Raw genomic sequence first — 24,680 nt, forward strand, 5'->3', positions numbered from 1 at the left:
TGCGTTCACTGCCTACGACCGTCTACGGTTCGGCTGCCGGGGTCACGGGGCGTCACCCACAGCTTTCGGGTCATGGGCGGGGGTAACGGGCGCGTATGGCGTCGATGCAGGTGTCCCGGGACGTGGGTCCGCCGAACCGTAGACGGTCGTAGGCAGTGAACGCAGGTTCCAGGGAGTCAAGTTCGTCGACCAGAGCGTGCAGCCGCTCCAACCACTGCGCTGAAGCGGCTTGCGGTTCGTTTGCTGTGGCAGCAGTGATTGCGGCGGTCAGGTGGTCCTTGCGTTGAATGGTGGCGGGGGTGACCTTGTGCAGGCACACGTACTGTCCGCTGAGGTAGGAGTTCCACTCGGTCTTCGCGATGAGCGGGTCGGCCCAGTGGGCGGTGAACCATGTTTCGAGCTGGGCTGTGCCGCCGGCCTCGTCGGCGAGAGCGAACAGGTCGGCCGGCACCATCTCAGCACCGTCGGAGCGCAGATACCCCGGAAGCGGCAGACGCTGCTCCAGCATCAGTTGGCGGACCGTATCGGTTTCGCGGTCGTGGACCGCGCACAGTTCGTCCAGGGCAACGAACTGCGCGCTCACGTATGCGTCATCCGCGTCGGTCATCGGATGGTCGCCGTTGACCTCCCGGAACCGCTCCATGAGCTGCTGCTTCAGATCTGTCTCCGGCACAAGGACCCTCCGAGGTCACCAGCGCGGGCGTCTCCCGCATGGGACTGTGCACGCTACGGGCCGGACGGTTCGGCAGCCACCGAACTATCGGGGAAGGCTCTGAGGGACGGGGACGCCTCGTCCTCGCCTGCGCCCACCGGTCCGCAGGTGTTGGTGCTATCGCGCAGGCGCCGGGCGGTGGCGGATGCTGCTCCTGGCGGTTCTGGCGTCTGGTGCGTCTCGGATCCGCTGTTGTGGGGGATGTGGATGCCGGGCGTGCGCGAGTGCGGTGCTGGGCAGGAGTCGTGTCCGGGTGTGGGTGGAGCATGATGCGCTGCACTTCAGGCGGGGGCGTACGACACTCATCGTGCCCGGGGAGCAGATCCGCCGTGTCGAGGTTGCTGGGTGGTCGCTGGCCGTTGGCCTGTTCGGGGGTGCGAGCAGCGGGACGGTCATGACCGTCCGCGACCGCAACGAGGAGGCAATCGCCGCGTTCGGCGCTGAGATCGAAGCGGTCATGTGCGATGGGGGGAGAGACCGGCGTCCGGTTGGCTGCCGGTCAACCCCGGAGCCTGGCGGTGCTCGCCTGGCGCTGCTAGCGCCGAGTGTCGTCCTGCTGCACCTGTGGGTGGGCATGGCGGAGCTGGAAACGCGGTGGTTGATGTGGCGGCGCGGCCCCAGCGTGCGCGCGAGTTCTGAGTCCGTCCCGTCCAGCGACAGCGAGAGCGCGGGCAGCTACCTCGTCCACTTTCACACCCTTGACGGCTGCGACATCACGGCGCGTCCGGCGCTGCGCGGGTACGGGACGAGATCCGCTACGACCCGCAGGATCCCTCGCGGGTGCTGGCCCCGTCCCGCGTGGTCTGGCTGGGTATCCCTCTGGCCGCGTTCGCGGTGACCGGCTTGTCGGGCGTCGATTTCGGACTCCCGGCGGTCCTGTGGTTAACCCGGCTGCTGGCAGTGCCGTTCTAGTGCCGCAGTCAGGCAACGTTCGTCCTTACCAGCGCGAGCTGGCCTGATTCCCCCGTCGCAGGGAGTGTCAGTAGGCAGTGCGATGCTGACGCCAACGATTCCGCTCACGGTGATCATTAGGGGGGCCGATGCTTCGCGAACGATCCGGTTCTGACTTGTCCTCGGTCGGCTTCGACTCTGCTTGGTGTGCTACTGACCTGGGTGAGTACCGACACTGTCGCCACACCTATGAGTACTACGCCTACGAGAGCCTGCCACCTCTCGACTCCACCGAGCTCACGGGTACCTTTCAGTGGCTCGGTGGTACCGGTGAACCTGTTCCCGAACACGTCACGGCGCTCAATTGTTTGGCAGAGAACCTTGCGGCCAAGGGCTTGATGCTGCCTCGGGACTTCGTCACCTTCCAGGCCGACTCGAAGCTGCAGTACTCACTGGACGAGGTCTCGGTGACCTGCTGCTGGACCGATATCTCAGAGCCCCTGCCCAGTCCGGTCGAGCCAGGCGCCTTCCTCGTGCGATTCCTGCGGGATCAACAGGACTGCGTCATCTGGTATCTCTACCTCCGGCCTTCGGGTGAGGCATTCGTCGTGCACTCCTATCTCGACTACGAGTACGAGGCACGGCGCGATGAGGAAGAGACGGAGACCAATCTCGACGATCCGGAGGAGCAAAGGGCCGCAATCCTCTGGTGTGCACCTTCGTTCGAGGAGTTCGCTTATCGGTTCTGGATCGAGAACCGTCTCTGGCATGCCCTGAACGGCAGCGACCTGTCCGGACTCGAGCCTCAGGTGCGTGACTACCTGCGCCACTACGCGGATGGCAGAGCGGGTAGCCTGAGGTGATGGATGAGGTGCTGGACGAGGGGCCGTTCTTTCACGGTACGAAGGCGGATCTGCGGGTGGGGGATCACCTCACTGCCGGTTTCCGTTCCAACTACCGGCCTGAGATCGTGATGAATCACGTGTACTTCACGGCGTTGCGTGACGGCGCGGGACTGGCGGCGGAGCTCGCCGCCGGTGACGGGGCCCCGCGCGTGTACGTGGTCGAGCCGACGGGGCAGTTCGAGAACGATCCGAACGTCACCGACAAGAAGTTCCCCGGTAATCCCACCCGCTCCTACCGCAGCAGGGAACCGCTCCGGGTCGTCGGTGAGGTCACCGACTGGACGCGGCTGACGCCGGAGGCTCTCCAGGCGTGGCGGGACCGGCTGGCCGCGGTCCTTGCGGATGACCGCGCGGAAATCATCAACTGAAGGGGTTGTCCCGCAGCGATCTCGGAGGGTGCGGCGGCTGCGCTGCCGTGGGGCGGAGAGGGCAGGATTCGAACCTGCGTGGACTCCCCGAAGGAAGGTCCGACCTGTGAGACGTGCTCGCTGGTCCCCGATCAACCACTCCGGGCACCTCTCCTCGTGTCCGGCTCCGGGGTTCGTTCCCGCGCCGTTCACATGCATCACTGTGGCAGCGCCCGCTGACCGCGGCCTGACGCCCGGCTGACCCGCCCGGGCGGCCGGGGGGGACCTGACGCTGCGCTGGCGCGGCCTCGTGGAGGCAGAGTGCTCTCTGAATTCCTTGGGTGACCGGCGGCGTCGTGAGCACGTGCGGACGCGGCGTCGAGTGAGCTTCAGGACGGGCCGGCGCATCTGCCCTGGGGGGAGGGGGGAAGAAGGCGGCCGGTGCACTGCTGCCGGCTGCCTGTGGAGGGGCGGACGGATGCGTAGGGTCAGGACCGTGGCTGATCAGATACAGAAGATCGTGACGGGGCTGGTGGATCTGACGGATGTCACCGGCGTGTGGGCGGTGGCCGATGGCCGGGTCGCGCAGGGGGATGCTGCCTTTGCTGCTGACCTTGGCATCGCTCTCGCCAGGACGTACGGCACCGGGGGGCACGTGTGGCAATACCGAAGTGTCTTCGACCATCTGCTTCGGCTGCTGGCCACCACCGCTGGTCCCGAGAATGTCACCCAGGCGCTCCGGCTGGTCTCCTCGGCTGAGGTCGCCGGCAGGAAGCTGGATCGCTACACGGCCTCGTTGCTGGCTTCCAGCCATGAGGCGGCGGACCTGGCTGCGGCGTTCACCGGCCGGGCTTCTGAGGAGCTTCGGGCGTGTCTGGTCCACGAGCTGGTTCTCAGGGGTGTGTTCGTCGGGGAGGTACCGGGGATCGCGGGTTGGGCGACGTCGCCGCGTTGGAGTCATCACCCGCTGGGCTGGCTGCCCCTGACGCTGTCCTGTGTGGAGGAAAGTGCGGATCTGCCGAGCTACAGCATCCGCGGCAGCAGTCACTCGATGCCATACGGGCCGTCCGAGAGCCGCGAACTGGCGGTGAACGCCGGCGCGCGCGTGCCGACGGCGCAGGAGACGACGGCACGGGCCGCTGCCAGCGCGATGGGCGCGGCCGTGGCGAACTGGGCCGAGGAGTCCAACGGGCGTATCGAGGCGCGGGTGTTCGACCTCGCCGAACCCCTGGACCCCGAGTCGGTCCCGACCGCGCTCCTGACGCTGGGGCTGGAGTGTCTGCGCGGGGCGGGGAAGAAGACTGCTGTGTCCGTTGCTGTCCGTCCGCCGGCGCAGGCATGGCGGGTGCTCTTCGCCGCGGCGTCGACTGGAGGGGCGTACAACTCGGGTTCCTACGGCGCCTACGGCCGTCTGGCGGCCTGGCAGTCCCTGGCCGCGCTGGCCGGAAGCCCAGAAGGCGCCGGCGCCGCTGAGGTCGAAGCACATGTGCTGGACTGCGTCTGGCACGGCTTCGACGCCGACACGAAGTGGTACGAGCAGGTGGCCTGGGACATCGGTCTGGCCGCGCTCTCCCCAGGTCGGCGGCGCCTGGCCGTGCTTGCCGCCACCGATACCGACTGAGCCGGCCGTGATTCGTGTGTCGAGGAGTTGGACGGAGTGAACTGCGCCGAGCCCTGCCGGGCTCAGCGCATCTCCAGCGGGTCGGCCTGCCCGAGCAACTCCGCGAGCGGGGCGCCGGTGCGCGTGGCGACGATGCGGCGAGCGCGCACTTGGGCACGGGTACGGGGGCGGAACTTCGGATCCCGTCCGCAACCGCACGGCTCGAAGCCCTCGTAGCGCAGCCCGGCGCCCAGGACCACGGCGACGACCGACCATGCCTTCCTATTGCTGCGCCGGGGTGCCGCGAAGTCGTGGCCGGCACACAGCAGCGGCCCGGTGCATCGCGGGCACGTGTGTCCGGCGTCGCTGGGATGTCGTTTGAAGCTGATCCGACACGATATGCATGCGTAGTGCAGCTTGTAGTGGACGAAGGCGTAGGTGCACACGGACTTACCGTACCGGCGGCGCTTCGTCATGGGCCAACGGGTTTTGCTTCTTCACCCGGTGGTTCTCGGCTGCTGTCCGCCCGGCCGTCGAGTCGGGATGGGTGCGACGGAGCCGAGATCGAGACGGCTGTGCATGTCCAACTCGAACCTGCCGTACGGGTTCACATGGGTCCACAACAGCGGTGCCACGCCCCGTTCCTCTCCGGCGAGGGCGTTGTTGTGCCGGACACCCATGCGGAGCGGGGTAGCGAGGTGGGTGCCGGTGATCGGGGCCCGGTGGGGCAACCGTGATCTGTGGCCGGGGTGTCGGTGCAGAGCGGTGTGGCGCTCCATGTGTGTGTGGCGCCTGGGGGGACCCGGAGACCGGGAGGTGGCCCGGGCGGCCCTCGTAGCGCGGTGGCTGGGGGCGGGATGGTGAGCAGGTGCCCGGCCCAGGGCGACCGTTCCACCGATCTTTCTGACACCCGCAGAGTGGCAGCGATGGTCCTGTTCCTGTCCCCGACTTCGGACCGAGCCAGCGCATCCAGCCGCACTCGCTCCCGGGCTTCCCTCTCGGCGTCGGTCACGCCGCCGCCCTGCGCGTACCTCACGGTCACAGCAGTGCAGCGCAGAGGGCTCGATGCTCAGCCGAACGACCCGCCATCACCCAATGAAGTCCGTTAGGTGCATGGGCTCGACACGAATGCGGCTGAGACCGCAAGCGGCCTCTGTAGGGGATCTCGAGGTCGACACTGGTGCCTGGGTTGGCATTGCGGCTCGTACCTGCAGGTCGGCCGGGCTGAGTGAGAGGACAAAGATCTGCTGTGAAGGCGTGCGGAGTGTCTGGGACCGAGAAGGAAGTCGCCTTGCTGGAGTTGCCCGAACCGGCGTCTCCCGGGCCCGGACAGATCCTGGTGGCGGTGGAGGCGGCCGGGGTCGGTCCGTGGGACCAGCTGTTGAACGGCGCTGGCTGGGACGTGGGGCTACGCCCCCCGGCGGCGCTGGGAGTGGAGGGCGCGGGCGAGGTGTTGGCCGTCGGTGCGGGGGTCAGCGGGTTTGCCGTAGGCGACCGGGTACTGGCACACGAGGCCCCGCTGCCCGGGGGAAGCGGCTTCTGGGCCGAACGCGTTCTGATCAACGCGGATCACACCGCGGCCTGCCCACCCGGGCTGGACGCCGTGCACGCGGCGGCGCTGCCGGTCAACGGACTCACCGCGTTGCGGGCCCTGGAGAAGCTGGACCTCAGCCGAGGACAGCGGCTCCTGATCACCAACGGAGGCGGGGGCACCGGAGCTCTGGCCATCCAGCTCGCCGCGGCCAAGGGCATCGAAGTGACCGCGACCGCGTCCGCTGCCGCCGCAGAGCGCCTGCTGGGTCTGGGAGCGAGGGAGGTCGTCGATTACCATGACCCGAACTGGTCGGCCAAGGTACGCGGCGGGTTCGACGCCGCCCTCACCATCGCCACCGGTACGGCGGACTCCGCCCTGCCTCTGGTGCGGGACGGCGGCCGACTGTGCTCCCTGACCTCGGACGCGCCTGCGGAGGAACGAGGCATCACGAGCTGGGACCTCTACGTCGAGCCCAACGCCACCCAGCTTGTCCAGCTGGCGGCGCAGGCCGCCGCGGGAACCTTGGCACTCGCACCGGAACCCGTGCCGCTGAGCGAGGGACCGGCTGCGTTCGCCCGGGTGGTTACCGGAGGGGCCGGCGGCAAGAAGATCGTGCTCACCCGAGCGTGACGTCTGCCTGACGATTTCTCGAGCGCGCCTGGCAGACACCGTGGCCAGCACCAGGATCGGGCGGTGCCCGGTCGAAAGGCGCAGTGCGATTGCCGGGAGCGAGCATCAAAGGTCAGCTCATCCTGCGCCGGGTAACGCTGACCGACCGTCCAGGTCCCGCCCCGCACGCCGACAGCTTGACGGTCGATGGAAACGCCTCGCTGACCGGCTCGACGGCCACCGGCCACCGGCCACGGGAGAAGGGCGCGGTGCGGCTGTTGGGCGCGCGCAACAACGGCCGACCCCTCCACAGTGGAAGGCAGGGCGATGCTCGGCATGCTGTCGGCATTCGCGGAGCTCCAGAGTGAGCTGATCGTGGCCAATACGATGAACGGCCTGGCCGCCGCGCGGGCCTCTACGACGGTGTCCACCCCTCGGCAGACCGACCCGGGGGCCCGGGGGCGCTGACGATTCCGCTGTCGGCACGCTCGGTGATCTACGAGAAGGAAGCGGTTCGTGGCTCCTGGCTGAACCGCTGGTTCGGCATTGCCTCGCCTGCGGATGCGCTGCGGGCGCCGGCGGAGGTTCGCCGCTTCGTCGGTGATGCCGTGCTGAGCATCCTCCAGGCCAGCCGTTCCAGCTCGAACGATTCACCGAAGCCATCTCGTTCCCCGAGGCACCTGCACAAGGCCCCAGACCGCTCCTCGTCTTCGAAGACGGCCCCGGGCAGTGACCGCGGAACGCCTGCCGGACTCAAGGCCGAGGGATGATCCGGTCGACAGACAGTTCGTGTACGGACCCGAGCGGCGAAAACGCTCTCCCGCGAGGCTACGGACCGGAGGATCACACCAGGGGAAGCCTTGGACCCATGATCACCGAAGCAGCAGTCGAGGACTTGAAATCTGACAACCGGCCGTGCCCAGCACCGACCGCCATCTCACTTCAGGCCGTGACCACTCGGTTTGCAGATGGTGGATCTTCATCGTGCTGAGACTGATGGCGGGATGTCAGCGCAGTGCGATCGCGCCCGTGTGGACGGCGCGCATGGCACGGTCGATGGTCTCCTGGTTTTCGCCGACCGGTGCCACGTAGCCGATGACGTCGTGCGCGGCGCCCTCCCCGAGCACGCGGGTGATCACCCAAGTGGCGAGGTACTGGGACGCCAGGCAGCCCCCTGCCGTGGCGATGTTCCCCTCGGCGTGGAACGGCGCGTCCAGCACGGTCACGTCACAGGCTTCTACAAAGGGCCGGCTCTTCACATCGGTGCAAGCCGGCATGCCGTCCAGCAACCCCAGCCGGGCGAGCACCAGCGCGCCGGAGCATTGCGCACCGACGAGCTGTCGCGAAGGGTCGAGCGGCAGCCGGGAGATCAACTGGTCGTCGGCGACCACGTCTCGTGTCTTCACGCCACTGCCGATCAGCACCACTTCGGCTTCGGTTACGAATTCCATCGGGCGCTGTCCGGTCACCTCGACACCGTTCATCGACCTGACCACCGGTGTCGGGGTGGTGATGAAGGCTTCCAAGCCGTCCTTTCGGCATCGGTTGATCAGCGCGGATGCGATGAAGCTGTCGAGTTCGTTGAACCCGTCGAACGTGACCACGGCTACCTGCATCACGTCTCCTTCCAGTACGGCAATGGATGTGCATCCTTCCATGGCGCGCCATTCCGGCACGGTTCTCGGCGTCGCTCCTGGAAGTCACGCGTCAGTTCGTCGTGGCGGTGGTGTGGTGCGGTCGGTTGTGTACCAGCAGGGCCGAGGCGAGGGCCGCGCACAGGAACACGGTGGCGATGACGGTCATGCCGGTATGGACGCCGGAGGTGAAGGCGTCGCCGATCGCGGCGCTCACGTTCGGCGGGGCCGCTCGGTGGGCGCCGCTGCCGGTGGAGACGGCGTGCTCGACGGCGGGCCAGGCTGCTCGGGGGACGTGGTGGGCGCCGAGCCGGGTCGGCAGTTGGGACTGAAGCCGGCTGGCCAGGAGTGCGCCGAGCAGTGAGGAGCCGGTGACGGATCCGATCTGGCGGAAGGTGTTGACGGCTCCGGAAGCCATGCCGGCGCGTTCGTGGGAGACGCTGACCAGGGCGGCGGCGGTGCTCGGCGCGGCCACCATCCCGCTTGCGGCGCCGAAGAGCGCGTACAGCCACCACACCCGGGCATAGGGGGTGCCCGGATCCAGCGTGGTGAGTCCGGCTGCGGCGGCGGCGCCGAGGAGGAAGCCGAGGGTCAGCAGGAGCTTGAAGCCGGTACGGCGGATCACGCGTCCGGTCGCGTAGGCGACGACGACGTAGACGCCGAAGAAGGCCAGCAGCCGCCATCCCACGTCCAGGGCGGACAGGTGCTGGACGCGCTCGTAGAAGAGCACCGACAGGATGGCCATGCCGGTGAAGCCGAACAGGGAGACGGCACTTACGAACATGACCGCGCTGAATGACGCCGACCGGAACAGGGTCATGTCCAGCATGGGGGTGCGGCCGGCGCGCTCGACGAGGACGAAACCGGTCAGGGCCGCGACCGCGATGATCCAGGCGGTGAGGATGCTGGGGCTGGTGTAACCGTCGTGTCCGCCTTCGATGAGGGCGTAGACGAGAGCGGCGATGCCCACGACGGCCAGGATCTGGCCGGGGATGTCGAGCTTGCCGTCGGGGCCGCGTGATTCGGTGACGAAGGCGGCGACGGCCATGGTGACCAGGGCGAGGACGGCGGTCGACAGGAAGACCGTGTTCCAGTGGAAGTGGTCCAGCAGGGTGCCCGCGATCAGGGGGCCGACAGCCAGTCCGATGCCTGAGGAGGCCGCCCAGGCGGTGACGACCTCGGTGCGCCGGTGGGGGTCGGGGAATGCCGCTCCCAGGATGGCCAGGCTGTTCGGCAGGATGAGAGCCCCGCCGAGGCCGGAGACGAGCTGGCCGGCGATGACGCCTCCCGCTGAATGCGCGGCGTAGACGGTGAGCGACCCGACGATCATGATCGCGGCGCCGGTGAGGAAGGTGCGCTTGCGGCCGTAGTGGTTGCCGACGGTGCCCGCGGACATCACCAGGCAGGCAACGAGCAGGGCGTACGCGGAGGGGATCCAGACCAGGCCGGTGGGGGAGACGTGCAGATCATCCTGGATGGCCGACATCGCTGACACCGATGCGGTGATCAGCAGAAAGGTCGTCATGGCGCCCAGACACATCGCGATGAGCGTGACGGCGGCGGCGAGCCGGGAGGGCTGGTTCGAGGAGGGTCGGACATCGGTGTGCCGGTCGGTCGGCCTGAGTCGGCCCGGGGCGGGGGACGGAGTGGAGGTCACGGTGTCCTCGTCTCAGCCGAGCTGCGGGTACAGGGCGGCGACGCCACCGGAGAGGTCGGCCTGTACCTGGCGGCTGCGGTCGTCGACGACGATCTCGGCAGCCCCGGCGGCGATGCCGTCGACGGCCGCGCGGGCGACGTCCGCCGGGGCGGTCTTGGGCTCGGCGACGTGGCGGGCCATGTCGGTGTCCATGTAGCCGACGTGAAGTCCGGACACGGTGATGCCCCGGGGCGCGAGCTGCTGTCGCAACGCGTTGGTCAGGCTCCACTCCGCGGACTTGGCTGCGGCGTAGGCGCCGACGGCGGGGAAGCTGATCCACGAAAGCGCGGAAAGGACATTGAGGACGGCGCCCCCGCCCTGGGCCTCGATCAGCGGGGCGAAAGCCCGGATCATGCCGAGGGTGCCCAGATAGTGGGTCTCCATCTCCAGACGGACGGCGTCCCAGCTGCCGGTCAGTAGATCGGCGCCCGTGGAGCTGCCCGCGTTGTTGATCAGCACTGTGATGTCACGGGCCTCCTTCGCAGCCGCGGCGACGGAGGCGGGGTCGGTGACGTCGAGCCGTATCGCTTTCACGCCGGGCAGATCGATCTGCTCCGGTCGGCGGGAGGCCCCGTACACAGTGGCACCTCGCGTGAGCAGTTCCTGGGTCAGTGCCCTGCCGAGCCCGCGGTTGGCCCCTGTGACCAGGACCCTTGATGTGCTGATGTCCATGATTCCTCTTTTGGGATGCGTGCCCTAAGCTGACTTATGGCTTCAGAAGTCAGCATCGACGGTATAGGCTGGCTTCGCATGAGGCAAGCCAGGTGGAAGGTGGGGAGATGAAGGATCTACTGAAGGAACGGGATGCCTGGTCCATGGCCAATTGCTCCATCGCCAGGGCTCTGGAGATCGTCGGCAACAGGACAGCGATGCTGATCATGCGCGAGGCGTTCTTCGGCACACGCCGGTTCGACGACTTCGCCAGGCGTGTGGGCATCGGAGAACCCGCCGCCGCGGCGCGCCTGAAAGAATTGACCGCCGCCGGCCTCCTGGAACGCGTCCCTTATCAGGAGCCCGGCCAGCGGACCCGGCACGCCTATCAACTGACGCAGAAGGGGCGGGACTTCCGGGCCGTCATCGTGGCGCTGCGGCAGTGGGGCGACACCTGGGCCGCCGACGAACACGGGCCCCCGGTGGTCGTACGCCACGAAAATTGCGGTGCGCCGGTGCATGCGGTGCTCCGCTGCGACGACGGCCACGACGTGCAGCCCGGGGACTCGGTCGTCGACGCCGGCCCGGGCCTCATTCGCGCCGCCCCGGACAGATCTGAATCCAGCGGCGGCTGAAACACCCGGCAGGACGACTCCACCGCAGAGCGGGCGCGCCCGCCCCTTGCGGACTGGCACGCCACACTGACAACACATGCCCCGAGGAGCAGCCGCATGTCCGAAACATCGAAGAAGTCCCTGATCACCGGCGAGACAGGAGCGGCGACACGCAGATCACGTGTGTTCGGCTGGGAAGACCCCACCATTTCCGCCGACGCCGTCCCCCATCACAGCGGCATCGACTTCCTCCGCGAGATCCTGGCCGGACGCCTGCCCGCCCCGCCGATCGCCGCCACCCTGGGCTTCACCCTGGAGGAGGCCGAGTACGGCCGAGCGGTCTTCGTCCTGGTGCCGGGCGAGGAGCACTACAACCCGATCGGCAGCGTCCACGGCGGCGTATACGCCACGCTCCTGGACTCGGCGGTCGGCTGCGCGGTGCAGTCCGTGCTGCCTCAGGGCATGGGATACACCTCGATCGACCTGACCTTGAAGTTCCTGCGCCCGATCACCGTCGACACCGGCAAGGTCCGCGCCATAGGCACCGTCCTCAACAGCGGCCGCCGCACCGCCCTCGCCCAGGCAGAGCTCCGCGACTCCGACGACCGGCTGCTGGCCCACGCCACCAGCAGCTGCATGCTCTTCCCGGTCCCGACCCGCTGACCACCATGCACGGCGCGAGAGAGGGGCCCACGGCACTGATGACGGCGAATCCGCGAGCATGGGTTCTGGGAACAGCTGACCGACTGTAGCCCGGAAGGGTCAGCCTGGGGACGCGATGCCATTGGTCGCAGCGGAAGGCATACGGCTGGCTGACCATGATCAGGGCGACCTCGCGGGCGCTGTCACCGCGGTCGGGAACCGGGCGAGGTTGAAGGCAGGGAGATTCTGCTCGGCCAAGACGGTCTTGCCGTCGACGGAGTAACGGACGCCCCAGTTCTGTGTGAGCTGGGTGATGAACAGGCGCTGAAGCCTGCGATGGCTACGGGCACCTTCGATGGCTCCGGGTAGGTGGCGCAGGACGGCGTTGGCGCGGTACGGCGGTGGATCTTCCAGCAGCCAGAACTTCTTGACACGGCGGAACAGTTCCCGCAGTGCTCCCCGCGCAGGCCCTATTTGGGCGGTTGGACGCCTGTCTGCTCGCTCAACATGTAGTGGGCGTACCAGTCGGGCCAGTCCGGATCCTCTTGGCCCGTGCGCTTCTCGTGTTCACCGTGGGCGGCTGCCGCGCGCCGGAGCGCGCTCGCTAGATCGGTCGAGGAAGTGAAGGACGTCGGGCCGGGATCGACGCGGCCGGGGAGCCGGGTGGTGACCTCCTGCAGCAGCCAGGTGTTGCCGTCGGGATCACGGAAGGTGGCGCGTGAGAAGTAACTGCGTCGCTCAGGGTCGAGGCCCACGACCGGCCCGTCCGGCCCAGAATGAAAGACAGCATCGACTTCGACACCGGCGGCGAGCAGTGCAGTGCGGGTGGCGTCGATGTCGGAGACGATCAGATATCCCTTGCCCGCCCCGGGCGCGGCCGACGTCAGGCCTGTGCCGAACTGGACCGAGCACGCGGAGCCGTGCGGGGTGAACTGGACGACCCCCGGTGGCGTGATGTCCAGCCTCCAGCCAAGGCGGCCGTAGAACTCCTTGGCCCGTTCGACGTCCGCCACTGGCATGACCAGCACCTCGACCTTCATGTCGACGTCGCTGATTTTCATGAAACCGCCCCCTTCGCTGAGGCAGGCTGGTGTTGTGCGGGCACTTGGCCGCGTTGGCACAGCTGTCAATGCGCCAGGAGGTTCTGCGGCCGGCGCTGATGGGCCTTCCGAGCTGCTATGCCGACCCGGAGGGGTACTTGCCCACGTACGGTCGGAGGTGGTCGATTTCTGTTTTCTCCGCGTATTTCTTGCTTTCGCTCAGGAAATGCTGGACGTGCGGCTGGCGCCCGTGTTCTTCGAAGGCAGGGCGGTCGGCGTACAGCTCGAAGAAGAGGCGCTGGTTCGGTGCTCCCTCGACCTCGCCGCAGGCGTAGACCAGGGTGCCTGGCTCGTGTTCGAGGACCCCTTCGACGGCCTCACGGACCAGTTCGTCGAATGCTTCGCCGGCACCGTCACGCAGCGTGAATCGCACACAAAGCGCCATCTGGCTCATTCCTGCCTCCTTCTGCCACTCGTAGTCTCCCCACACAGCGGGCGGCACGCGCGTCGACGGCGCACTGGTCCGATCGCGAGAGCACTGGTCATGGCTAAGCGTGAGGCTCAATGAACGCTCAACCTGCACCAGGCGTGTGCGGGCATGGTGTGCTGTCGCGGGTGCCACGGTCCCAGCGGGGTGGACGGTCAGCGGCAGGCCGGAGCTACCGCGCAGCCGGGCGAGGCCGTCGAAGCCACTGGCGTGGTCGAAGTGCCCGTGGCTGAGCACGACGCCCTCAGGCCGCCGACATCGATGCCAAGACGCTCGGCGTTCACCGACAGCTCGCCCGGCGACGCTGCGGTGTCGAACAGCAACATGCTGTTCGTGTTGCCGCTTCGGACGGTTACCAGGGCGGAGAAGCCGTGCTCGGCACGCAGCCCCGCAACGGTCTCGGGCCGGCGAACTGCCGCGCGACGGTCCGTCCGGCGCCCGCCGACGCCCGGGTGACGCCTTCGACGGAGGCCAGCCGAGCGTCGTATGTGTTGTCGACCATCGTCGTGACCCTGACCTCGTCGACCTCGGGCGGCGTCACCGGGTCGACGGCCGGTTCCTCCGCGAGGCGATGCGCTGACCGGGCAGCCTCAGCTTGCGAAAGTCACTCCACTCGGGAGCTTTGCCATGCGGGGGTCAGGGGGCCAGGCGGCGGATCGCGACCGCGGCCGCGTCGTCGTCGAAGTGTCCGTGACGTCGGCCGTACAGAGGAGCAGCAGATCGCCGACCTAGAACGGGAACGTCTGGACGGCGTAGGCGGCGATACCGACAGGTAGGCGCCCAGGTCCTGGCGTGCCCGCTGTCACCGCGGTGAAGGGCCGTGGGGTTCTGCAATCCGTCGGCGCCGGTATACACCGCGGTGCGGGAGCCGTCTGGGCGAACGAGCTCGCCCCGGTCACCGGGATGGCGGCGGCCGACATGGTGTCGCCGTCGCGAGCGAAGCCGAAGTCGTCCACCCCTGCGAGACCGGTGGCGATTCAGCCTCCCAAGGTGTGGACGAGCTCCGCCGTGGTGACGATGGCGTGAGCGTAGGTGGGGCCGTTCAGTTCGTGTGCCGCGTGCATCATGTCGGCACTGAACGCTGCGGTCGCGTCGGTGACGAGGGTGACGTGGTAGCCGAGCTCCATCGCAAAGCGTCCCGTGGACTCGATGCAGGTGTTCGCCAGCAAACCGATCAGGATGACGTGTGTGACGCCGTGCTGTTTGAGCTGGAAGTCCAGGTCTGTGTTGGCAAAGCCGCTCTGCGCCCAGTGCTCCTTGATCAGCAGGTCTCCGAGCCGCGGCTGGAAGTCCGGGTGGAACTCGCCTCCCCAGGTGCCGCGGGCGAACGTCTGCCGACGCTGCACCTGACGCTGGCTGGGATTGGGATGGTCCCAGCCGACGTAGTCGCCCTCCTCCCAGCGCCGGTGTGGGACGAACGCCACCGTCAGACGGGCTGTGCGCGCCGCGTCGATGATCATGCGCAGGTTGTGCAGCAGACCCACATCCTTGGCCACTGGCTCCACGCGCGGCCACAGCTTGCCGCCCTCGCAGAGGAAGTCGTTGTATGGGTCCACCAGCAGTACCGCTGTGCGACTGGGGTCGTAACGGTCCGTCATGATGGCCGCCTCCCAGGTGAATGTCCTTCGTGATCCACTATGCGTCCTCCTCCGCAACACTCAACTGCGGCTCGCCGACTGGGGCCCCGGGGGCGATCGACGGGCAGGTCGAGCGGTTCCTGCGGCGCGGCGCGCGTGCTCGACCCTCGCGAGCGACGTTCGCCAGAACCGTGCACACTCGAATCAGCATCCGTCCGCGCAGACCCAAGTGTGCAAACCGGCAGGCAACCGACCCGCGTCCCTGACAGCCGGCCATCAGCCAAATATGATGGAAGCGCGTGTCCGCTTTTGCGGCATATGGGAGGTTGCGCCATGGATGGAATTGCCGACATGGGGGGCACTCAGGGCTGGGGACGCGTCCAGCCACCAGATCGCGAGGAGCCCGTCTTCGCCGAAGACTGGCAGCGCAAGGCATTCGCGCTGGCGATCCTCTCCAGCCGCATCGCCTGCGGCGGCGTCAACCCGGATGCCTTCCGGCACGCACTGGAGCGCCTGGACCGCCCCGCTTACCTGGACGACGGTTACTACGGCCGGTGGCTCAACGCCGGGGAACTGATGCTCACCGAACACTCCGTCCTGGCGCCAGGTGCGGTCGGTGCCCGCGCCCGCAACCTGCACGGCGAACACGTGGAGGAGCCACCGGTCCCGGCACCCGCCCTGCCCCGGTACAGTCCCACCGCCGAGGGCTCACTGCGGTCCGTGGACACCTCACCGGCCTTCCGCGTCGGTGAGCGTGTACGCGCCAGGAACATCTCCGTGCCCGGGCACACGCGACTGCCGCGCTACATCCGGGGACACAGCGGAGTCGTCGAGATCATCCAGCCCGTACATGTGCTGCCGGACACCAACGCACACTTCATGGGTGAGAACCCCCAACGCGTCTACTCGGTGCGGTTCGACTCACGCGAACTGTGGGGCGCCGACGTCGAACCCTTCACCGTCACCGTGGACATGTACGAGAGCTATCTGGAGAGCACCGCATGACCGCCACCGGCGGCTCTGACGATAGCCCCTCCGTGGCGCTGCGCACCGAGGCGCTCGAGCAACTGCTCACCGAGCGCGGCCTGATCGACCCGAAGGCCATGGACGCGATCATCACCCGCTATGAGACGAGCGTGGGCCCACTCAACGGTGCCAAGGTCGTCGCCAGGGCGTGGACGGACCCCGACTACCGGCGACGCCTGCTCGAAGACGGCACTGCCGCCATCAAGGAACTCGGCTTCTCGGGACAGCAGGGCGAGCACATCGTCGTGGTGGAGAACACCCCGACCACCCACAACGTCGTGGTGTGCACGCTGTGCTCGTGCTATCCCTGGCCGGTCCTCGGTCTGCCGCCGAGCTGGTACAAGAACCCCGCCTACCGCGCACGCGTGGTCAGGGAGCCACGCACGGTGCTGGCCGAGATGGGACTCACGCTCGACGACGACGTGCAGATCATCGTCCGGGACTCCACCAGCGAGGTGCGCTGGCTCGTACTGCCCGAGCGTCCACCCGGCACCGAGCACCTCGCGGAAGAAGAACTCGTGCCGCTGATCACCAGGGATGCGATGGTCGGCGTGGCCAGGGTGGCGACACCGTGAGCGCGCCGCTGGACATCGGGGGCCCCGCCGCACCGCCCCGCTCCAACGGTGAGCTGGTGTTCGCCGAGCCGTGGGAAAGCCGTGCCTTCGGCATGGCCGTCACCCTGTACGAGGCGGGCGTCTTCACCTGGCCGGAATTCCAGAGCGCGCTGATCGCCCGGATCACCGCCTGGACAGCCTCACGGGAGCACGGCGAGCTGTATCCCTACTACCGATTGTGGCTGGGCGCCTTGGAGGACGTACTCGCCGGCCTCTGCGCCGTGTCCAGGGACGAGGTCATCACACGCGCCCAGGCCCTGGCGCGACGCTCCCCGGGTCACGACCACCGCGACCACGCGCGTTGACTGCGACGCCTTCCGGGGTCACTTCCCTGTCAGCGAGCAATCGTCCGCAAGTCTTCCAGGCGGGTAAACGCAATCGCGTTCGCCGAAGCACCCGCACACGGCACCAAGCCGCTCTTCGTCTTCCAGGACGACCAGGCCAACGAGGACGTCTGGGCGGTTCGTCCGCTGGGGCCAGCTGCCAGTCGGTGCCCGTCCGCTGTGCACGCTCCACCGGCCCGAGAGACAGGAGGTGATCGACGTGGACGTACGGCCCATCCTTGTCACCGGCGTGGGTGGCACTGTCGGCGGAGTCGGACGCATGGTCCTGGACCATGTGCGGGCGCATGGTGTGCCGGCGCGGGCTCTGATGCATCACGAAGACCAGCGGGCCGCGGCGCTGCGGGCCCTGGACGGGGTGGAGGTGATGGTCGGCGACCTCACGCGTGGCGCCGACGTGGTGGAGGCACTGGCGGGCTGCCACCGGGCCTACTTCGGGATGGGTGTGTCACCGGCGTACCTGGAGGCCGCCACGACGGTCGCGGCGGCCGTCCGGAACAGCGGTGACCTTGATCTGCTGGTGAGCATCTCGCAGATGACAGTGTCTCAGATGACCCTCACCAGCGCTGCCGAATCCCGCCAGCAGCGACTGCACTGGCTGTCCGAGCACGTTCTCGACTGGTCGGGCGTACCGGTCGTACATGTGCGGCCCACGGTGTTCATGGAGAATCCGCTCTTCGCCCGGGTCGCCGTCGCCTCGGCCCTGCGGGACGGCACCATCCGCCTCCCGTTCGGCTCCGGCCGGACCTCTCCGGTCGCCGCGGCCGACGTGGCGGAGGTGATCGCCCGACTCCTGCTCGCCCCGTCCTCGCCGCCCCGCCGGGTCTACGAACTGACCGGGGCGCACTCCCGCGACATGGCAGCCATCGCCGCCGAGTTCTCCGCAGCCCTCGGCCGTCCCGTGACCTACGTCGACGTGCCGTACGAGGAGTGGCTGGAGGGCGACCTGAGGAAGCAGGACCTGCCACCCCACGTCTTCGAGCACATCGCCACCATGGCAAGGCTGCACCGCGAGAACCGCTACGACCGCGCCACGAACGACGTCACCGAACTACTCGGACGCCCTCCCCTGGGGTTCACCCATCTCCTGCGGAACCTACCCGCCGCGTAGCACTGGCAGTGGAGTTGCGATCCAGCTTCGCCGCTTGTCAGGGCTGCTCGGTGCCCGCGCGCTTGCGGGCACGATAGTTGCGCAGGTTGGCCGCGTTACCGCAGACGCGGACGTCATGCCATACACCACTCTGGCGCCACCCTGTGCCCCGCGGTTCGGCTCGGATGCGCCCGTGCTCGTCGAGCCGTAGAGCGGTGGGCAGCGTCATGAGCGAAGCCACAGGGCCGGGTTGGGGTGACGACTCATCGGTCGGCGCCTGCACGAGCCGGTTGAGGCCATGGCGCAAGTCCCGTAGGCCCTGTACGTCCTCGGCTGTCAGGGCGATGCCGGGGGCGGGTCGGTGGGGCGCGCCGCTCCAGCTCTCCAGCGCCTGGTCGAGCCACGCGCCGGCGTCCTCGACGGACTCCAGCAGGTCGGGTTGGCGCGGTCGGCCGGTCCCGCCCAGCACGCGCCGCGTACGGGCGGATGTCAGGTGAACCGAGCGTTGCTGACGTCGATGGAGACCATCGTCTGGTCCAGGATCGGGCGGTTGTCCGCAGCGCCTCGGTAGGCCCGGCGTCTGGTGGGCAGACGGATCCCGTCCGCTTCCACCATGTCGTACACGTACTGCGCTGCCGCGAACCCGCCCGCGATGTCGACGTGATAGTCATGCCGACGCAGGAGATGGTCTGGGCCGAAGTAAAAGTCCTGCTGAGTGCTGTGGCTGGCGATGCCGGGCGGGAAGGTCGCGCGCAGCCCGCGCCAGAGTTCGTCCCCTTCCCGCCACGGTTCGATTTCGGTGACGGTGAAGCCGGGCATCACCAGGAGGAAAGGCGTCGTGAGATACGTCCACAACGCGTATCCGTTGAAGTAGGCGCGGTCCAGCGGGTCCCAGGGGGTGTTCAGCTCGTGGCCTGCGAAGGACTTCCGCGGTTGGTTGCGTTCGGCCACGACCCGGCCGTCGATCTTCTCGATGCCGATGCGGTCGGCCGTGAAGTCGGTCCTCTGGTCGGGGGCGCCGAACGGCATCACGGCGGCGTGCTGCTCGTGCAGCCAGACGGTCATCTCCCGGGGGGTGGGGTCCTGCGGCATCCCCTTGATGACGAACATATCGCCACCGCTGACGATGGTCGCGCGGACCTTGGTGAGTGCGTTCCAGCGGTCGAGGCCGCCATGCGCGTCGAGGATCTGTGCGAGCAACGTGTTCATATAGGTCTCCTGCTCGGTCGCAACAGGGGAAGGCGGCCAAAGGGACGTCGATCGGGCGGCACGGCTTCGGCGACGCAACCGCAGCCGCTGCCGTGCGATCCGCGGTGACCCTCGCAGGCCGGGCGGCTCTCTCATCGTTCACTGGTTCGTCGGCGTCACGCACCCCGGGCGCTGATCCTCAGGGCGCTGCAAGCCTGGGCGAAACTGTCGTGGACGGCAAGTATCCGCTGGTCAAACCCGGCCCCAGTGTTGGAGTGGCCGTGTGATGCAAGTCCACCAGCGGCTGTCGTAGGGGTTCTCGCGTACCGGCCGGCTTGCAGGGCCTCGGATGGCGCCGCTCTGCGGCGGCGCAGCCCCTGGCAGCCGGGCAAGCTGGAAGGCGGAGGTGGTTCCGATGGCCGGTGAGACGCCACTGATGGTCGTGGACGGCGGGGGTGTGGTCGTGCAGTGGAGCCACCAGGCGGAGGAGGTGTGGGGGCGTCCGGCGGGCGAGGTGGTCGGGCGTCCGGCAATCGACCTGGCCGGCCCAGTCCCCGCGCCAGGCGGTGGCGACGTGGAGCGCTGCAGCGATGGCAGCCTGCGTGATGTTTCAGAGGGCGCCGCCGGCAGGGGCCTGTGTGTGCGGCCGGTGCTGCGTGACGACGGTTCGGCGGCGTGGGGCGTCTTCCTGCCACCTGCGGACGGGTTGGTGCCCGGCATCGAGAGCGCGGTGCTCAAGGCGCTGTCCGCTCACATGGCAGCGGCTTTGTTCGTGGTGGACGAGGAGTTGCACGTCGTGTCGGCCAATGCGGCGGCACAGGCCCTGTCCGGCGCGAGCACACCGCAGATACGAGGACGCCCCCTCACCGATGCGTGGCCCCTTACGTCACCCCGCGCACTGGAGGACATGCTGTGCCAGGCCATGGGAGACGGTGCGTCGGCGGTCGACCACGTCATGCGGACGGACCCGAAGAATGATTCCCAGCACACGCACAGCGTCTCGGTGCTTCCCCTGCGGGACGCACCCGGGGCAGTGGTCGTGGCACACGACGTGACAGAGCAGGAGAAGGTACGCCGCGGAGTCCAGGCCCTGTATGCCGTCCAGGAGCGGGTGGGACAAACCCTGGATGTGGTGGCAACCTGCCAGGAGTTGGTCCGCGCGCTGATCCCCGGGTTTGCCGATATCGCCGTGGTGGAAGTGGTGGAGCCCGTGGTGCGCGGAGAGGAACCACCGCTGAGCCCGCTGGGCCGGAATGTGCCGCTGCGTCGGGCCGCCTTCGGGAACAGCGGCGGTGATCAGCAGGCCCGGGCGCATCCGGTGGGAGACGTCCGCGCACTGCCGTTCCCGACCCCGTACGCGCAGGCGCTGGCCGACCTCAAGCCGCGCGCGATTGCCCTCGGCGCCGACACGCCCTGGCTGGCGGCCGATCCGGCGCGGGCCGAAGCGATTCACGCATCCGGCGCACGTTTCCTGCTCGTCGCGCCGCTGACGCTACGCGGAAAGGTGCTCGGGCTGCTGAGTCTCTATCGCACGCAGCGATCCGGCGGATTCGACGAGAAGGAACTCGCCCTCACGGTGGAACTGGCCACGCACACCGCCCTGAGCATCGACAACGCCCGCCGCTACACCCGCGAGCACACCATCGCTGCGACATTGCAGCGCCATCTGCTGCCCCCGGCTCCTCCGTCCCAGACCGCGATCGAGACCGCCGACCTGTACGTGGCCGATGACCGGGGCGCGGGGGGCTGGTCCAACGCCTGCGCCCTGCCCGGCGCCCGTACGGCCCTGGTCGTCGGGGAAGTCGTCGGCCATGGCATCCACACCGCCGTCACCATGGGTCAGCTGCGGACCGCCATGCAGTCGCTCGCCGCCCTGGACCTGGAACCCGACGAACTGCTCGCCCGAGTCGACGACACCATGACACGTCTCGCGCGCGAGCGGAGGGCGCTGCCACTCGGCGACCCCCTGCGGGACGAGCCCCTCAGCGCGACATGCCTGTGCGCGCTCTACGACCCGTTCACCCATACGTGCACCATCGCCTCAGCCGGACACTCGCCGCCCGTCGTCGCCGGCGCCGCTTCCGGCACTCGAGTGGTCGACATGGCCGCCGGAGCCGCCCTCGGCGACGGAGGAGGCCCCCCGTACGCCGCCACCACTGTCACTCTGGGCGATGGAGACGTACTCGCCCTCTACACGGCCTCGCTCCTGTCTGCGGCACGGCCCGAGGACGGCACAAGCGACGCGCAGCCGCTTCAGCGCTTGCTCGCCGGCACCGACCGGCCCCTGCAGGACCTGTGCGACGACATCCTCTACCGACTCCGGACCGATGCTCTTCCCGGCGACGCCGTCCTTCTCCTCGCGCGCACCCGCCCCTTCCCCGCCGACCGCGTCGTCACCTGGCGGCTGGACGATGAACCCACTGCTCCTGCCGTCGCGCGGCGCCACGCCCGGCACCAACTGGCCGGCTGGGGCGTGGACGAGGACGCTTCCTACGACACCCAGGAAATCGTCAGCGAGCTGGTCACCAACGCCCTGCGGTACGGCGCGCCGCCCGTGCAACTGCGCCTCATCAACGACCGGACGCTCACCTGCGAGGTCCACGACTCCGGCATCTCCGCTCCGCGGCTGCGCCACGCACGAACGGTCGACGAAGGCGGCCGCGGCCTGTTCATCTGCGCCCAGCTCGCACACAACTGGGGTATCCGCTACACCGACAACGGGAAGACGGTCTGGACCGAGCAAGCCTTCCCGTCACAGCACCCGTAGCGCCCCTCCGACCAGGAATCGTGGTGCGACGCCTGCGAGTCCTCAGCGGACCCCAGGGGGATCAGCGCAGAAGGACGTCGAAGACCATGCGGAAAAAGGCGTCGAAGGGAGCGGAGGACTTGTCCGCACGGGCAACGATCAGCGTGCCCTCCCAGGCACTGAGCATGAACAGCGCGGCGTCTTCGACATCGAGAGCGGCATTCAGCTCTCCTGCTTCCTTGGCTTCGCTGAGCACCTGCCGGATGCGCGTGGCCCACCGCTGGAAGCCGCCCTGAACGGCGGAGCGGATCTCCTCGGAGTGGTCCGCCACCTCGGCGCCGAGGTTGCCGACCAGGCATCCGCGGGCGAACCCGCTGTCGACGGTATCCGCGCCCAGGAACTCGAAGTGCGCCCGAAGCCGCTCCAGCGCAGGGCGTCCTGGCGTGTCGAGCATGTCGAACCGCAATCCGGCGGCGTAGCGGCTCAGCGCCTCGAGGGCGCTCTCCTCCTTGCTGGCGAAGTGATTGTAGAACGAGCCCTTCGGAGCCCCCGCCGCCGAGGTTATGTCGCTGATGCCCGTGGCATTGAAGCCCCGCGTACGGAACTGCTCCAGAGCCGCCTGCGCGATCTCCTCGCGCTTGGACGCGCGTGCCATCCTCACCACCACCTCGAAGGTCAATATGTCCGGTCGCCTTGCCTTGGGTCAAACCCAGGCCACCAGGGAAGCAGCCCCCGTCCACGCCGGCACATGGCCTGTGGTTCGGCTGTAGGTAGCGCTTGACGAGTTTTAAAGTGACCGGTCATATTGAAGGTAAGTCCCCGCCCCAAAGCCCTCGGCCCTCCCTGTGCCGACAGAGGCAGCACCGAGGAGATGCGTCATGTCCGCGTACCGAGCATTCGAGGCCACGGGCGTCCACCAGCTCCGGCTCGTCGAGCGGGAGCTGGTGGAGCCGGAGCCCGGACACGTCCGCCTCCGGGTGGAGGCGTGCGGTGTCTGCCACTCCGACGTGCTGGCGGTGGAGGGACTGCGCCCCGACCCGTCCCATCCAGTGGTTCCCGGCCACGAGATCGTCGGCGTGATCGATGCCGTGGGCGCGGGTGTCACCGCCTGGAGGCCCGGCGACCACGTCGGCGTCGGCTTCCTGAACGGACACTGCTGGGAGTGCGAGCCCTGCCGCCGCGGTGACTTCGTCAACTGCCTGAACCAGGAACAGACCGGCACCACCATCGACGGCGGATACGCGGAGGTGACGTACGCCCGCGCGAGCGGACTGGTGCGCATCCCCGACGGCATGCCGGCCGTCGAGGCGGCTCCGCTGCTGTGTGCCGGCCTGACCACCCTCACTGCACTCCAACAAACCCCTGCCCGGGCGGGCGCGCTGGTCGCCGTGCAGGGGATTGGCGGGCTGGGGCACCTGGCCCTGCAGTACGCCCGCGGCCTCGGACACCGTGTGGTCGCCATCGCCCGCGGCCAGGAGAAGGAGGCTCTCGCCAGGGAGCTGGGCGCCGACGAGTACATCGACAGCACCGGCACCGACCCCGGCACGGCGCTTGCCGACCTGGGCGGCGCATCGGTCATAGTCGCCACCGCGTCCAGCGGCACGTCGATGAACCCCCTGGTCCGAGGACTCGCCCCGGGCGGCACGCTGGTGGTGGTCGGCGCCGCCCCCGACCCGCTGACGGTCGCCACAGCCGACCTGATCTTCGGTACCCGTCGCATCGTCGGCAGCCTGACCGGATCGTCGATCCAGAACGAGGACAACCTCGCCTTCAGCTTCGCCCACGGCATCCGCCCCTCCACCGAGACCATGCCCTTCACCCACGCGATGGACGCCTACGAACGGATGCTCTCAGGCAAGGCCCGCTTCCGGGTCGTCCTGGACATGGCCGCCTGACCACGCCGCGACCCGCACCGCCGGGCGGACGAGTCCCGGCCCGCGCCCTCGGCATTCCCCTTGAGGTTCCCCATGACCGACATGGTCGACACGACAGAGCACACAGCACGGCCCCGCGTGACAGCGGGCGAGCGCGTCCAGCCCCGTATGACAGCGGGCGGGCGCGGACGGCCACCGACACCGTCTCCGACGCCAACGGTCGTCACGCGACCCGCGCCGCAAGGGTCGGCCTGCTGTCCGTCTCCCTCGGAACAGCCGGCCTCGGCGGAGCCTGGCAGGCGGCGGCAACCAACTTTCCGCCCGCTCTGCGGGTCAGCGACGCGCTGTTCACGGTCAGCGGGCTCATCTGGCTGGTGCTGCTGGCCCAGTACCTGCGCCATGGCGGGGCCCGATGGCGCAACCTGCGGCACGACCTGCGCCATCCCGTCCAGGGCTTCGCCCTCGGGTACGTCCCCATCATCGGCATGCTGATCGCAGGCCACTTCTCCCGTTTCGGACTCACCGGGGCACGCTGGGCCTACGCGATGTTCCTCACCGTGGCCGCCCTGATCGCCGCACGCCTGCTCGCCCACTGGCTCACGGGCGCCCTGAGCACCACCACTCTGCACCCGGGCTACCTGCTGCCCGTCTCCTCCGCCCCCTTCGTCGCCAGCGCCATGGCCTCCACACTCAGACTTCCCGGCGTCGCCGACGCGGCCTTCGCGGTGGGGCTGCTGTACTGGCTCGCCTTCGGCACCGTCATCCTCGGCAGCCTCGTCACCAACGGCCCCCTGCCCGGGCCCGCCCCCGCCCGCTACGGCGACCGCATCGGCCCGGTGGTCAGCGCCCGGCAGCGCGACCG

At 68.6% G+C, this 24,680-nt stretch carries 25 protein-coding genes and 4 pseudogenes; 15 read left to right on the forward strand and 14 right to left on the reverse strand.

Going from position 1 to position 24,680, the window contains the following annotated elements; translation table 11 throughout:
* Positions 1-70: 70 nt before the first annotated feature.
* Complete coding sequence (locus V7E45_RS23435; RefSeq protein ID WP_333776167.1) at positions 71-673, reverse strand: DUF6058 family natural product biosynthesis protein; 603 nt, start codon at positions 671-673, stop codon at positions 71-73.
* A gap of 1,079 nt (positions 674-1,752) precedes the next feature.
* Here V7E45_RS23435 and V7E45_RS23440 point away from each other — a divergent pair.
* Together V7E45_RS23440 and arr are read left to right on the forward strand one after the other, a co-directional pair.
* Positions 1,753-2,466, forward strand: coding sequence for a hypothetical protein (locus V7E45_RS23440; protein WP_333776168.1), 714 nt, complete (start codon positions 1,753-1,755; stop codon positions 2,464-2,466).
* On the forward strand, positions 2,466-2,876 hold the full coding sequence (gene arr / locus V7E45_RS23445) for an NAD(+)--rifampin ADP-ribosyltransferase (RefSeq protein WP_333776169.1): 411 nt from the start codon (positions 2,466-2,468) through the stop codon (positions 2,874-2,876). The genes V7E45_RS23440 and arr overlap by 1 nt, the downstream gene beginning before the upstream one ends.
* A gap of 53 nt (positions 2,877-2,929) precedes the next feature.
* On the opposite strand, the pseudogene V7E45_RS23450 reads toward arr, so the two are convergent.
* Positions 2,930-3,030 (reverse strand): annotated as a pseudogene (locus V7E45_RS23450).
* A 321-nt stretch (positions 3,031-3,351) separates the two neighbouring features.
* Between V7E45_RS23450 and V7E45_RS23455 the strand changes: the two are divergent.
* On the forward strand, positions 3,352-4,476 hold the full coding sequence (locus V7E45_RS23455; protein ID WP_333776170.1) for a DUF6183 family protein: 1,125 nt from the start codon (positions 3,352-3,354) through the stop codon (positions 4,474-4,476).
* A 62-nt stretch (positions 4,477-4,538) separates the two neighbouring features.
* On the opposite strand, the gene V7E45_RS23460 is transcribed toward V7E45_RS23455, so the two are convergent.
* From V7E45_RS23460 to V7E45_RS40655, 3 genes and pseudogenes are all read right to left on the reverse strand, one after another.
* Positions 4,539-4,901: a hypothetical protein gene (locus V7E45_RS23460; protein WP_333776171.1), complete on the reverse strand. Its 363-nt coding sequence runs from the start codon at positions 4,899-4,901 to the stop codon at positions 4,539-4,541.
* A gap of 51 nt (positions 4,902-4,952) precedes the next feature.
* Complete coding sequence (locus V7E45_RS23465; RefSeq protein ID WP_333776172.1) at positions 4,953-5,135, reverse strand: hypothetical protein; 183 nt, start codon at positions 5,133-5,135, stop codon at positions 4,953-4,955.
* A gap of 188 nt (positions 5,136-5,323) precedes the next feature.
* Positions 5,324-5,491: pseudogene (locus V7E45_RS40655) on the reverse strand (IS630 family transposase); the annotation flags it as partial.
* Between the two features lie 255 nt (positions 5,492-5,746).
* Between V7E45_RS40655 and V7E45_RS23470 the strand changes: the two are divergent.
* The 3 genes and pseudogenes from V7E45_RS23470 to V7E45_RS23480 all read left to right on the forward strand — a co-directional run bounded on the left by V7E45_RS23470 (position 5,747) and on the right by V7E45_RS23480 (position 7,368).
* Positions 5,747-6,619 (forward strand): NADP-dependent oxidoreductase, encoded by an 873-nt coding sequence (locus V7E45_RS23470; protein ID WP_333776173.1) that lies wholly within the window; start codon positions 5,747-5,749, stop codon positions 6,617-6,619.
* Between the two features lie 288 nt (positions 6,620-6,907).
* Positions 6,908-7,066 (forward strand): annotated as a pseudogene (locus V7E45_RS23475) (recombinase family protein); the annotation flags it as partial.
* Between the two features lie 23 nt (positions 7,067-7,089).
* Positions 7,090-7,368 carry a hypothetical protein gene (locus V7E45_RS23480; protein ID WP_333776174.1) on the forward strand — a complete coding sequence of 93 codons (279 nt, stop codon included), beginning with the start codon at positions 7,090-7,092 and terminating at the stop codon, positions 7,366-7,368.
* A 237-nt stretch (positions 7,369-7,605) separates the two neighbouring features.
* Here the strand turns inward: V7E45_RS23480 and V7E45_RS23485 are convergent, their stop codons facing one another.
* The 3 genes from V7E45_RS23485 to V7E45_RS23495 form a co-directional block, all read right to left on the reverse strand.
* A complete protein-coding gene (locus V7E45_RS23485) occupies positions 7,606-8,214 on the reverse strand; it encodes an AraC family transcriptional regulator (RefSeq protein ID WP_333776175.1) in 609 nt (202 codons plus the stop codon).
* A gap of 91 nt (positions 8,215-8,305) precedes the next feature.
* Positions 8,306-9,889 carry an MFS transporter gene (locus tag V7E45_RS23490; RefSeq protein ID WP_333776176.1) on the reverse strand — a complete coding sequence of 528 codons (1,584 nt, stop codon included), beginning with the start codon at positions 9,887-9,889 and terminating at the stop codon, positions 8,306-8,308.
* Between the two features lie 12 nt (positions 9,890-9,901).
* Positions 9,902-10,600: an SDR family oxidoreductase gene (locus V7E45_RS23495; protein ID WP_333776177.1), complete on the reverse strand. Its 699-nt coding sequence runs from the start codon at positions 10,598-10,600 to the stop codon at positions 9,902-9,904.
* Between the two features lie 107 nt (positions 10,601-10,707).
* On the opposite strand from V7E45_RS23495, the gene V7E45_RS23500 reads away from it, so the two are divergent.
* Both V7E45_RS23500 and V7E45_RS23505 read left to right on the forward strand, forming a co-directional pair.
* Positions 10,708-11,214 (forward strand): winged helix-turn-helix transcriptional regulator, encoded by a 507-nt coding sequence (locus V7E45_RS23500; protein ID WP_333776178.1) that lies wholly within the window; start codon positions 10,708-10,710, stop codon positions 11,212-11,214.
* Positions 11,215-11,310: 96 nt separating this feature from the next.
* On the forward strand, positions 11,311-11,856 hold the full coding sequence (locus V7E45_RS23505) for a PaaI family thioesterase (RefSeq protein WP_333776179.1): 546 nt from the start codon (positions 11,311-11,313) through the stop codon (positions 11,854-11,856).
* Between the two features lie 449 nt (positions 11,857-12,305).
* Here V7E45_RS23505 and V7E45_RS23510 read toward each other — a convergent pair whose 3' ends face one another.
* The 3 genes from V7E45_RS23510 to V7E45_RS23520 form a co-directional block, all read right to left on the reverse strand.
* On the reverse strand, positions 12,306-12,896 hold the full coding sequence (locus V7E45_RS23510; RefSeq protein ID WP_333776180.1) for a VOC family protein: 591 nt from the start codon (positions 12,894-12,896) through the stop codon (positions 12,306-12,308).
* 115 nt (positions 12,897-13,011) lie between these two features.
* A complete protein-coding gene (locus V7E45_RS23515) occupies positions 13,012-13,329 on the reverse strand; it encodes a putative quinol monooxygenase (RefSeq protein ID WP_333776181.1) in 318 nt (105 codons plus the stop codon).
* Positions 13,330-14,339: 1,010 nt separating this feature from the next.
* Positions 14,340-14,960, reverse strand: coding sequence for a cysteine hydrolase family protein (locus tag V7E45_RS23520; protein ID WP_333776182.1), 621 nt, complete (start codon positions 14,958-14,960; stop codon positions 14,340-14,342).
* Between the two features lie 312 nt (positions 14,961-15,272).
* Here V7E45_RS23520 and nthB point away from each other — a divergent pair, with 312 nt between their 5' ends.
* The 4 genes from nthB (at position 15,273) to V7E45_RS23540 (ending at position 18,031) form a co-directional block, all read left to right on the forward strand.
* The gene (gene nthB / locus V7E45_RS23525) at positions 15,273-15,944 is read left to right on the forward strand and encodes a nitrile hydratase subunit beta (protein ID WP_333776183.1); all 672 of its coding nucleotides are present in this window, start codon (positions 15,273-15,275) and stop codon (positions 15,942-15,944) included.
* Positions 15,941-16,540, forward strand: a complete 600-nt coding sequence (gene nthA / locus V7E45_RS23530; protein ID WP_333776184.1) for a nitrile hydratase subunit alpha — start codon at positions 15,941-15,943, stop codon at positions 16,538-16,540. The genes nthB and nthA overlap by 4 nt, the downstream gene beginning before the upstream one ends.
* Entirely contained in the window at positions 16,537-16,884 is a 348-nt protein-coding gene (locus V7E45_RS23535) for a nitrile hydratase accessory protein (RefSeq protein ID WP_333776185.1), read from the forward strand. The genes nthA and V7E45_RS23535 overlap by 4 nt, the downstream gene beginning before the upstream one ends.
* Positions 16,885-17,152: 268 nt before the next feature.
* Positions 17,153-18,031, forward strand: a complete 879-nt coding sequence (locus V7E45_RS23540) for an NmrA family NAD(P)-binding protein (protein WP_333776191.1) — start codon at positions 17,153-17,155, stop codon at positions 18,029-18,031.
* A 37-nt stretch (positions 18,032-18,068) separates the two neighbouring features.
* Here the strand turns inward: V7E45_RS23540 and V7E45_RS23545 are convergent, their stop codons facing one another.
* Both V7E45_RS23545 and V7E45_RS23550 read right to left on the reverse strand, forming a co-directional pair.
* Positions 18,069-18,479 carry a CGNR zinc finger domain-containing protein gene (locus tag V7E45_RS23545; protein WP_333776186.1) on the reverse strand — a complete coding sequence of 137 codons (411 nt, stop codon included), beginning with the start codon at positions 18,477-18,479 and terminating at the stop codon, positions 18,069-18,071.
* Between the two features lie 20 nt (positions 18,480-18,499).
* Positions 18,500-19,219 (reverse strand): hypothetical protein, encoded by a 720-nt coding sequence (locus tag V7E45_RS23550; RefSeq protein WP_333776187.1) that lies wholly within the window; start codon positions 19,217-19,219, stop codon positions 18,500-18,502.
* A gap of 394 nt (positions 19,220-19,613) precedes the next feature.
* Between V7E45_RS23550 and V7E45_RS23555 the strand changes: the two genes are divergently transcribed.
* Positions 19,614-21,965 (forward strand): SpoIIE family protein phosphatase, encoded by a 2,352-nt coding sequence (locus tag V7E45_RS23555; RefSeq protein ID WP_333776188.1) that lies wholly within the window; start codon positions 19,614-19,616, stop codon positions 21,963-21,965.
* 61 nt (positions 21,966-22,026) lie between these two features.
* On the opposite strand, the gene V7E45_RS23560 is transcribed toward V7E45_RS23555, so the two are convergent.
* Entirely contained in the window at positions 22,027-22,623 is a 597-nt protein-coding gene (locus V7E45_RS23560; RefSeq protein ID WP_333776189.1) for a TetR/AcrR family transcriptional regulator, read from the reverse strand.
* Between the two features lie 199 nt (positions 22,624-22,822).
* Between V7E45_RS23560 and V7E45_RS23565 the strand changes: the two genes are divergently transcribed.
* Positions 22,823-23,839: an alcohol dehydrogenase catalytic domain-containing protein gene (locus V7E45_RS23565; RefSeq protein WP_333776190.1), complete on the forward strand. Its 1,017-nt coding sequence runs from the start codon at positions 22,823-22,825 to the stop codon at positions 23,837-23,839.
* Between the two features lie 233 nt (positions 23,840-24,072).
* Positions 24,073-24,680, forward strand: a pseudogene (locus tag V7E45_RS23570) (hypothetical protein); the annotation flags it as partial.

This window comes from Streptomyces sp. IBSBF 3136 (assembly GCF_036815105.1).
In the GTDB taxonomy this organism is placed as follows: Bacteria; Actinomycetota; Actinomycetes; order Streptomycetales; family Streptomycetaceae; genus Streptomyces.

Excerpts from the sequence above, each read along its gene's own strand:
- V7E45_RS23485 (WP_333776175.1), bottom strand. The coding sequence starts at position 8,214 with ATGCAGGTAGCCGTGGTCACGTTCGACGGGTTCAACGAACTCGACAGC.
- V7E45_RS23495 (WP_333776177.1), bottom strand. The coding sequence starts at position 10,600 with ATGGACATCAGCACATCAAGGGTCCTGGTCACAGGGGCCAACCGCGGG.
- V7E45_RS23465 (WP_333776172.1), bottom strand. The coding sequence starts at position 5,135 with ATGGGTGTCCGGCACAACAACGCCCTCGCCGGAGAGGAACGGGGCGTG.
- V7E45_RS23555 (WP_333776188.1), top strand. The coding sequence starts at position 19,614 with ATGGCCGGTGAGACGCCACTGATGGTCGTGGACGGCGGGGGTGTGGTC.
- V7E45_RS23440 (WP_333776168.1), top strand. The coding sequence starts at position 1,753 with ATGCTTCGCGAACGATCCGGTTCTGACTTGTCCTCGGTCGGCTTCGAC.
- V7E45_RS23550 (WP_333776187.1), bottom strand. The coding sequence starts at position 19,219 with ATGAACACGTTGCTCGCACAGATCCTCGACGCGCATGGCGGCCTCGAC.
- V7E45_RS23505 (WP_333776179.1), top strand. The coding sequence starts at position 11,311 with ATGTCCGAAACATCGAAGAAGTCCCTGATCACCGGCGAGACAGGAGCG.
- nthB (WP_333776183.1), top strand. The coding sequence starts at position 15,273 with ATGGATGGAATTGCCGACATGGGGGGCACTCAGGGCTGGGGACGCGTC.
- V7E45_RS23565 (WP_333776190.1), top strand. The coding sequence starts at position 22,823 with ATGTCCGCGTACCGAGCATTCGAGGCCACGGGCGTCCACCAGCTCCGG.
- V7E45_RS23510 (WP_333776180.1), bottom strand. The coding sequence starts at position 12,896 with ATGAAAATCAGCGACGTCGACATGAAGGTCGAGGTGCTGGTCATGCCA.
- arr (WP_333776169.1), top strand. The coding sequence starts at position 2,466 with ATGGATGAGGTGCTGGACGAGGGGCCGTTCTTTCACGGTACGAAGGCG.
- V7E45_RS23520 (WP_333776182.1), bottom strand. The coding sequence starts at position 14,960 with ATGACGGACCGTTACGACCCCAGTCGCACAGCGGTACTGCTGGTGGAC.
- V7E45_RS23500 (WP_333776178.1), top strand. The coding sequence starts at position 10,708 with ATGAAGGATCTACTGAAGGAACGGGATGCCTGGTCCATGGCCAATTGC.
- nthA (WP_333776184.1), top strand. The coding sequence starts at position 15,941 with ATGACCGCCACCGGCGGCTCTGACGATAGCCCCTCCGTGGCGCTGCGC.
- V7E45_RS23515 (WP_333776181.1), bottom strand. The coding sequence starts at position 13,329 with ATGAGCCAGATGGCGCTTTGTGTGCGATTCACGCTGCGTGACGGTGCC.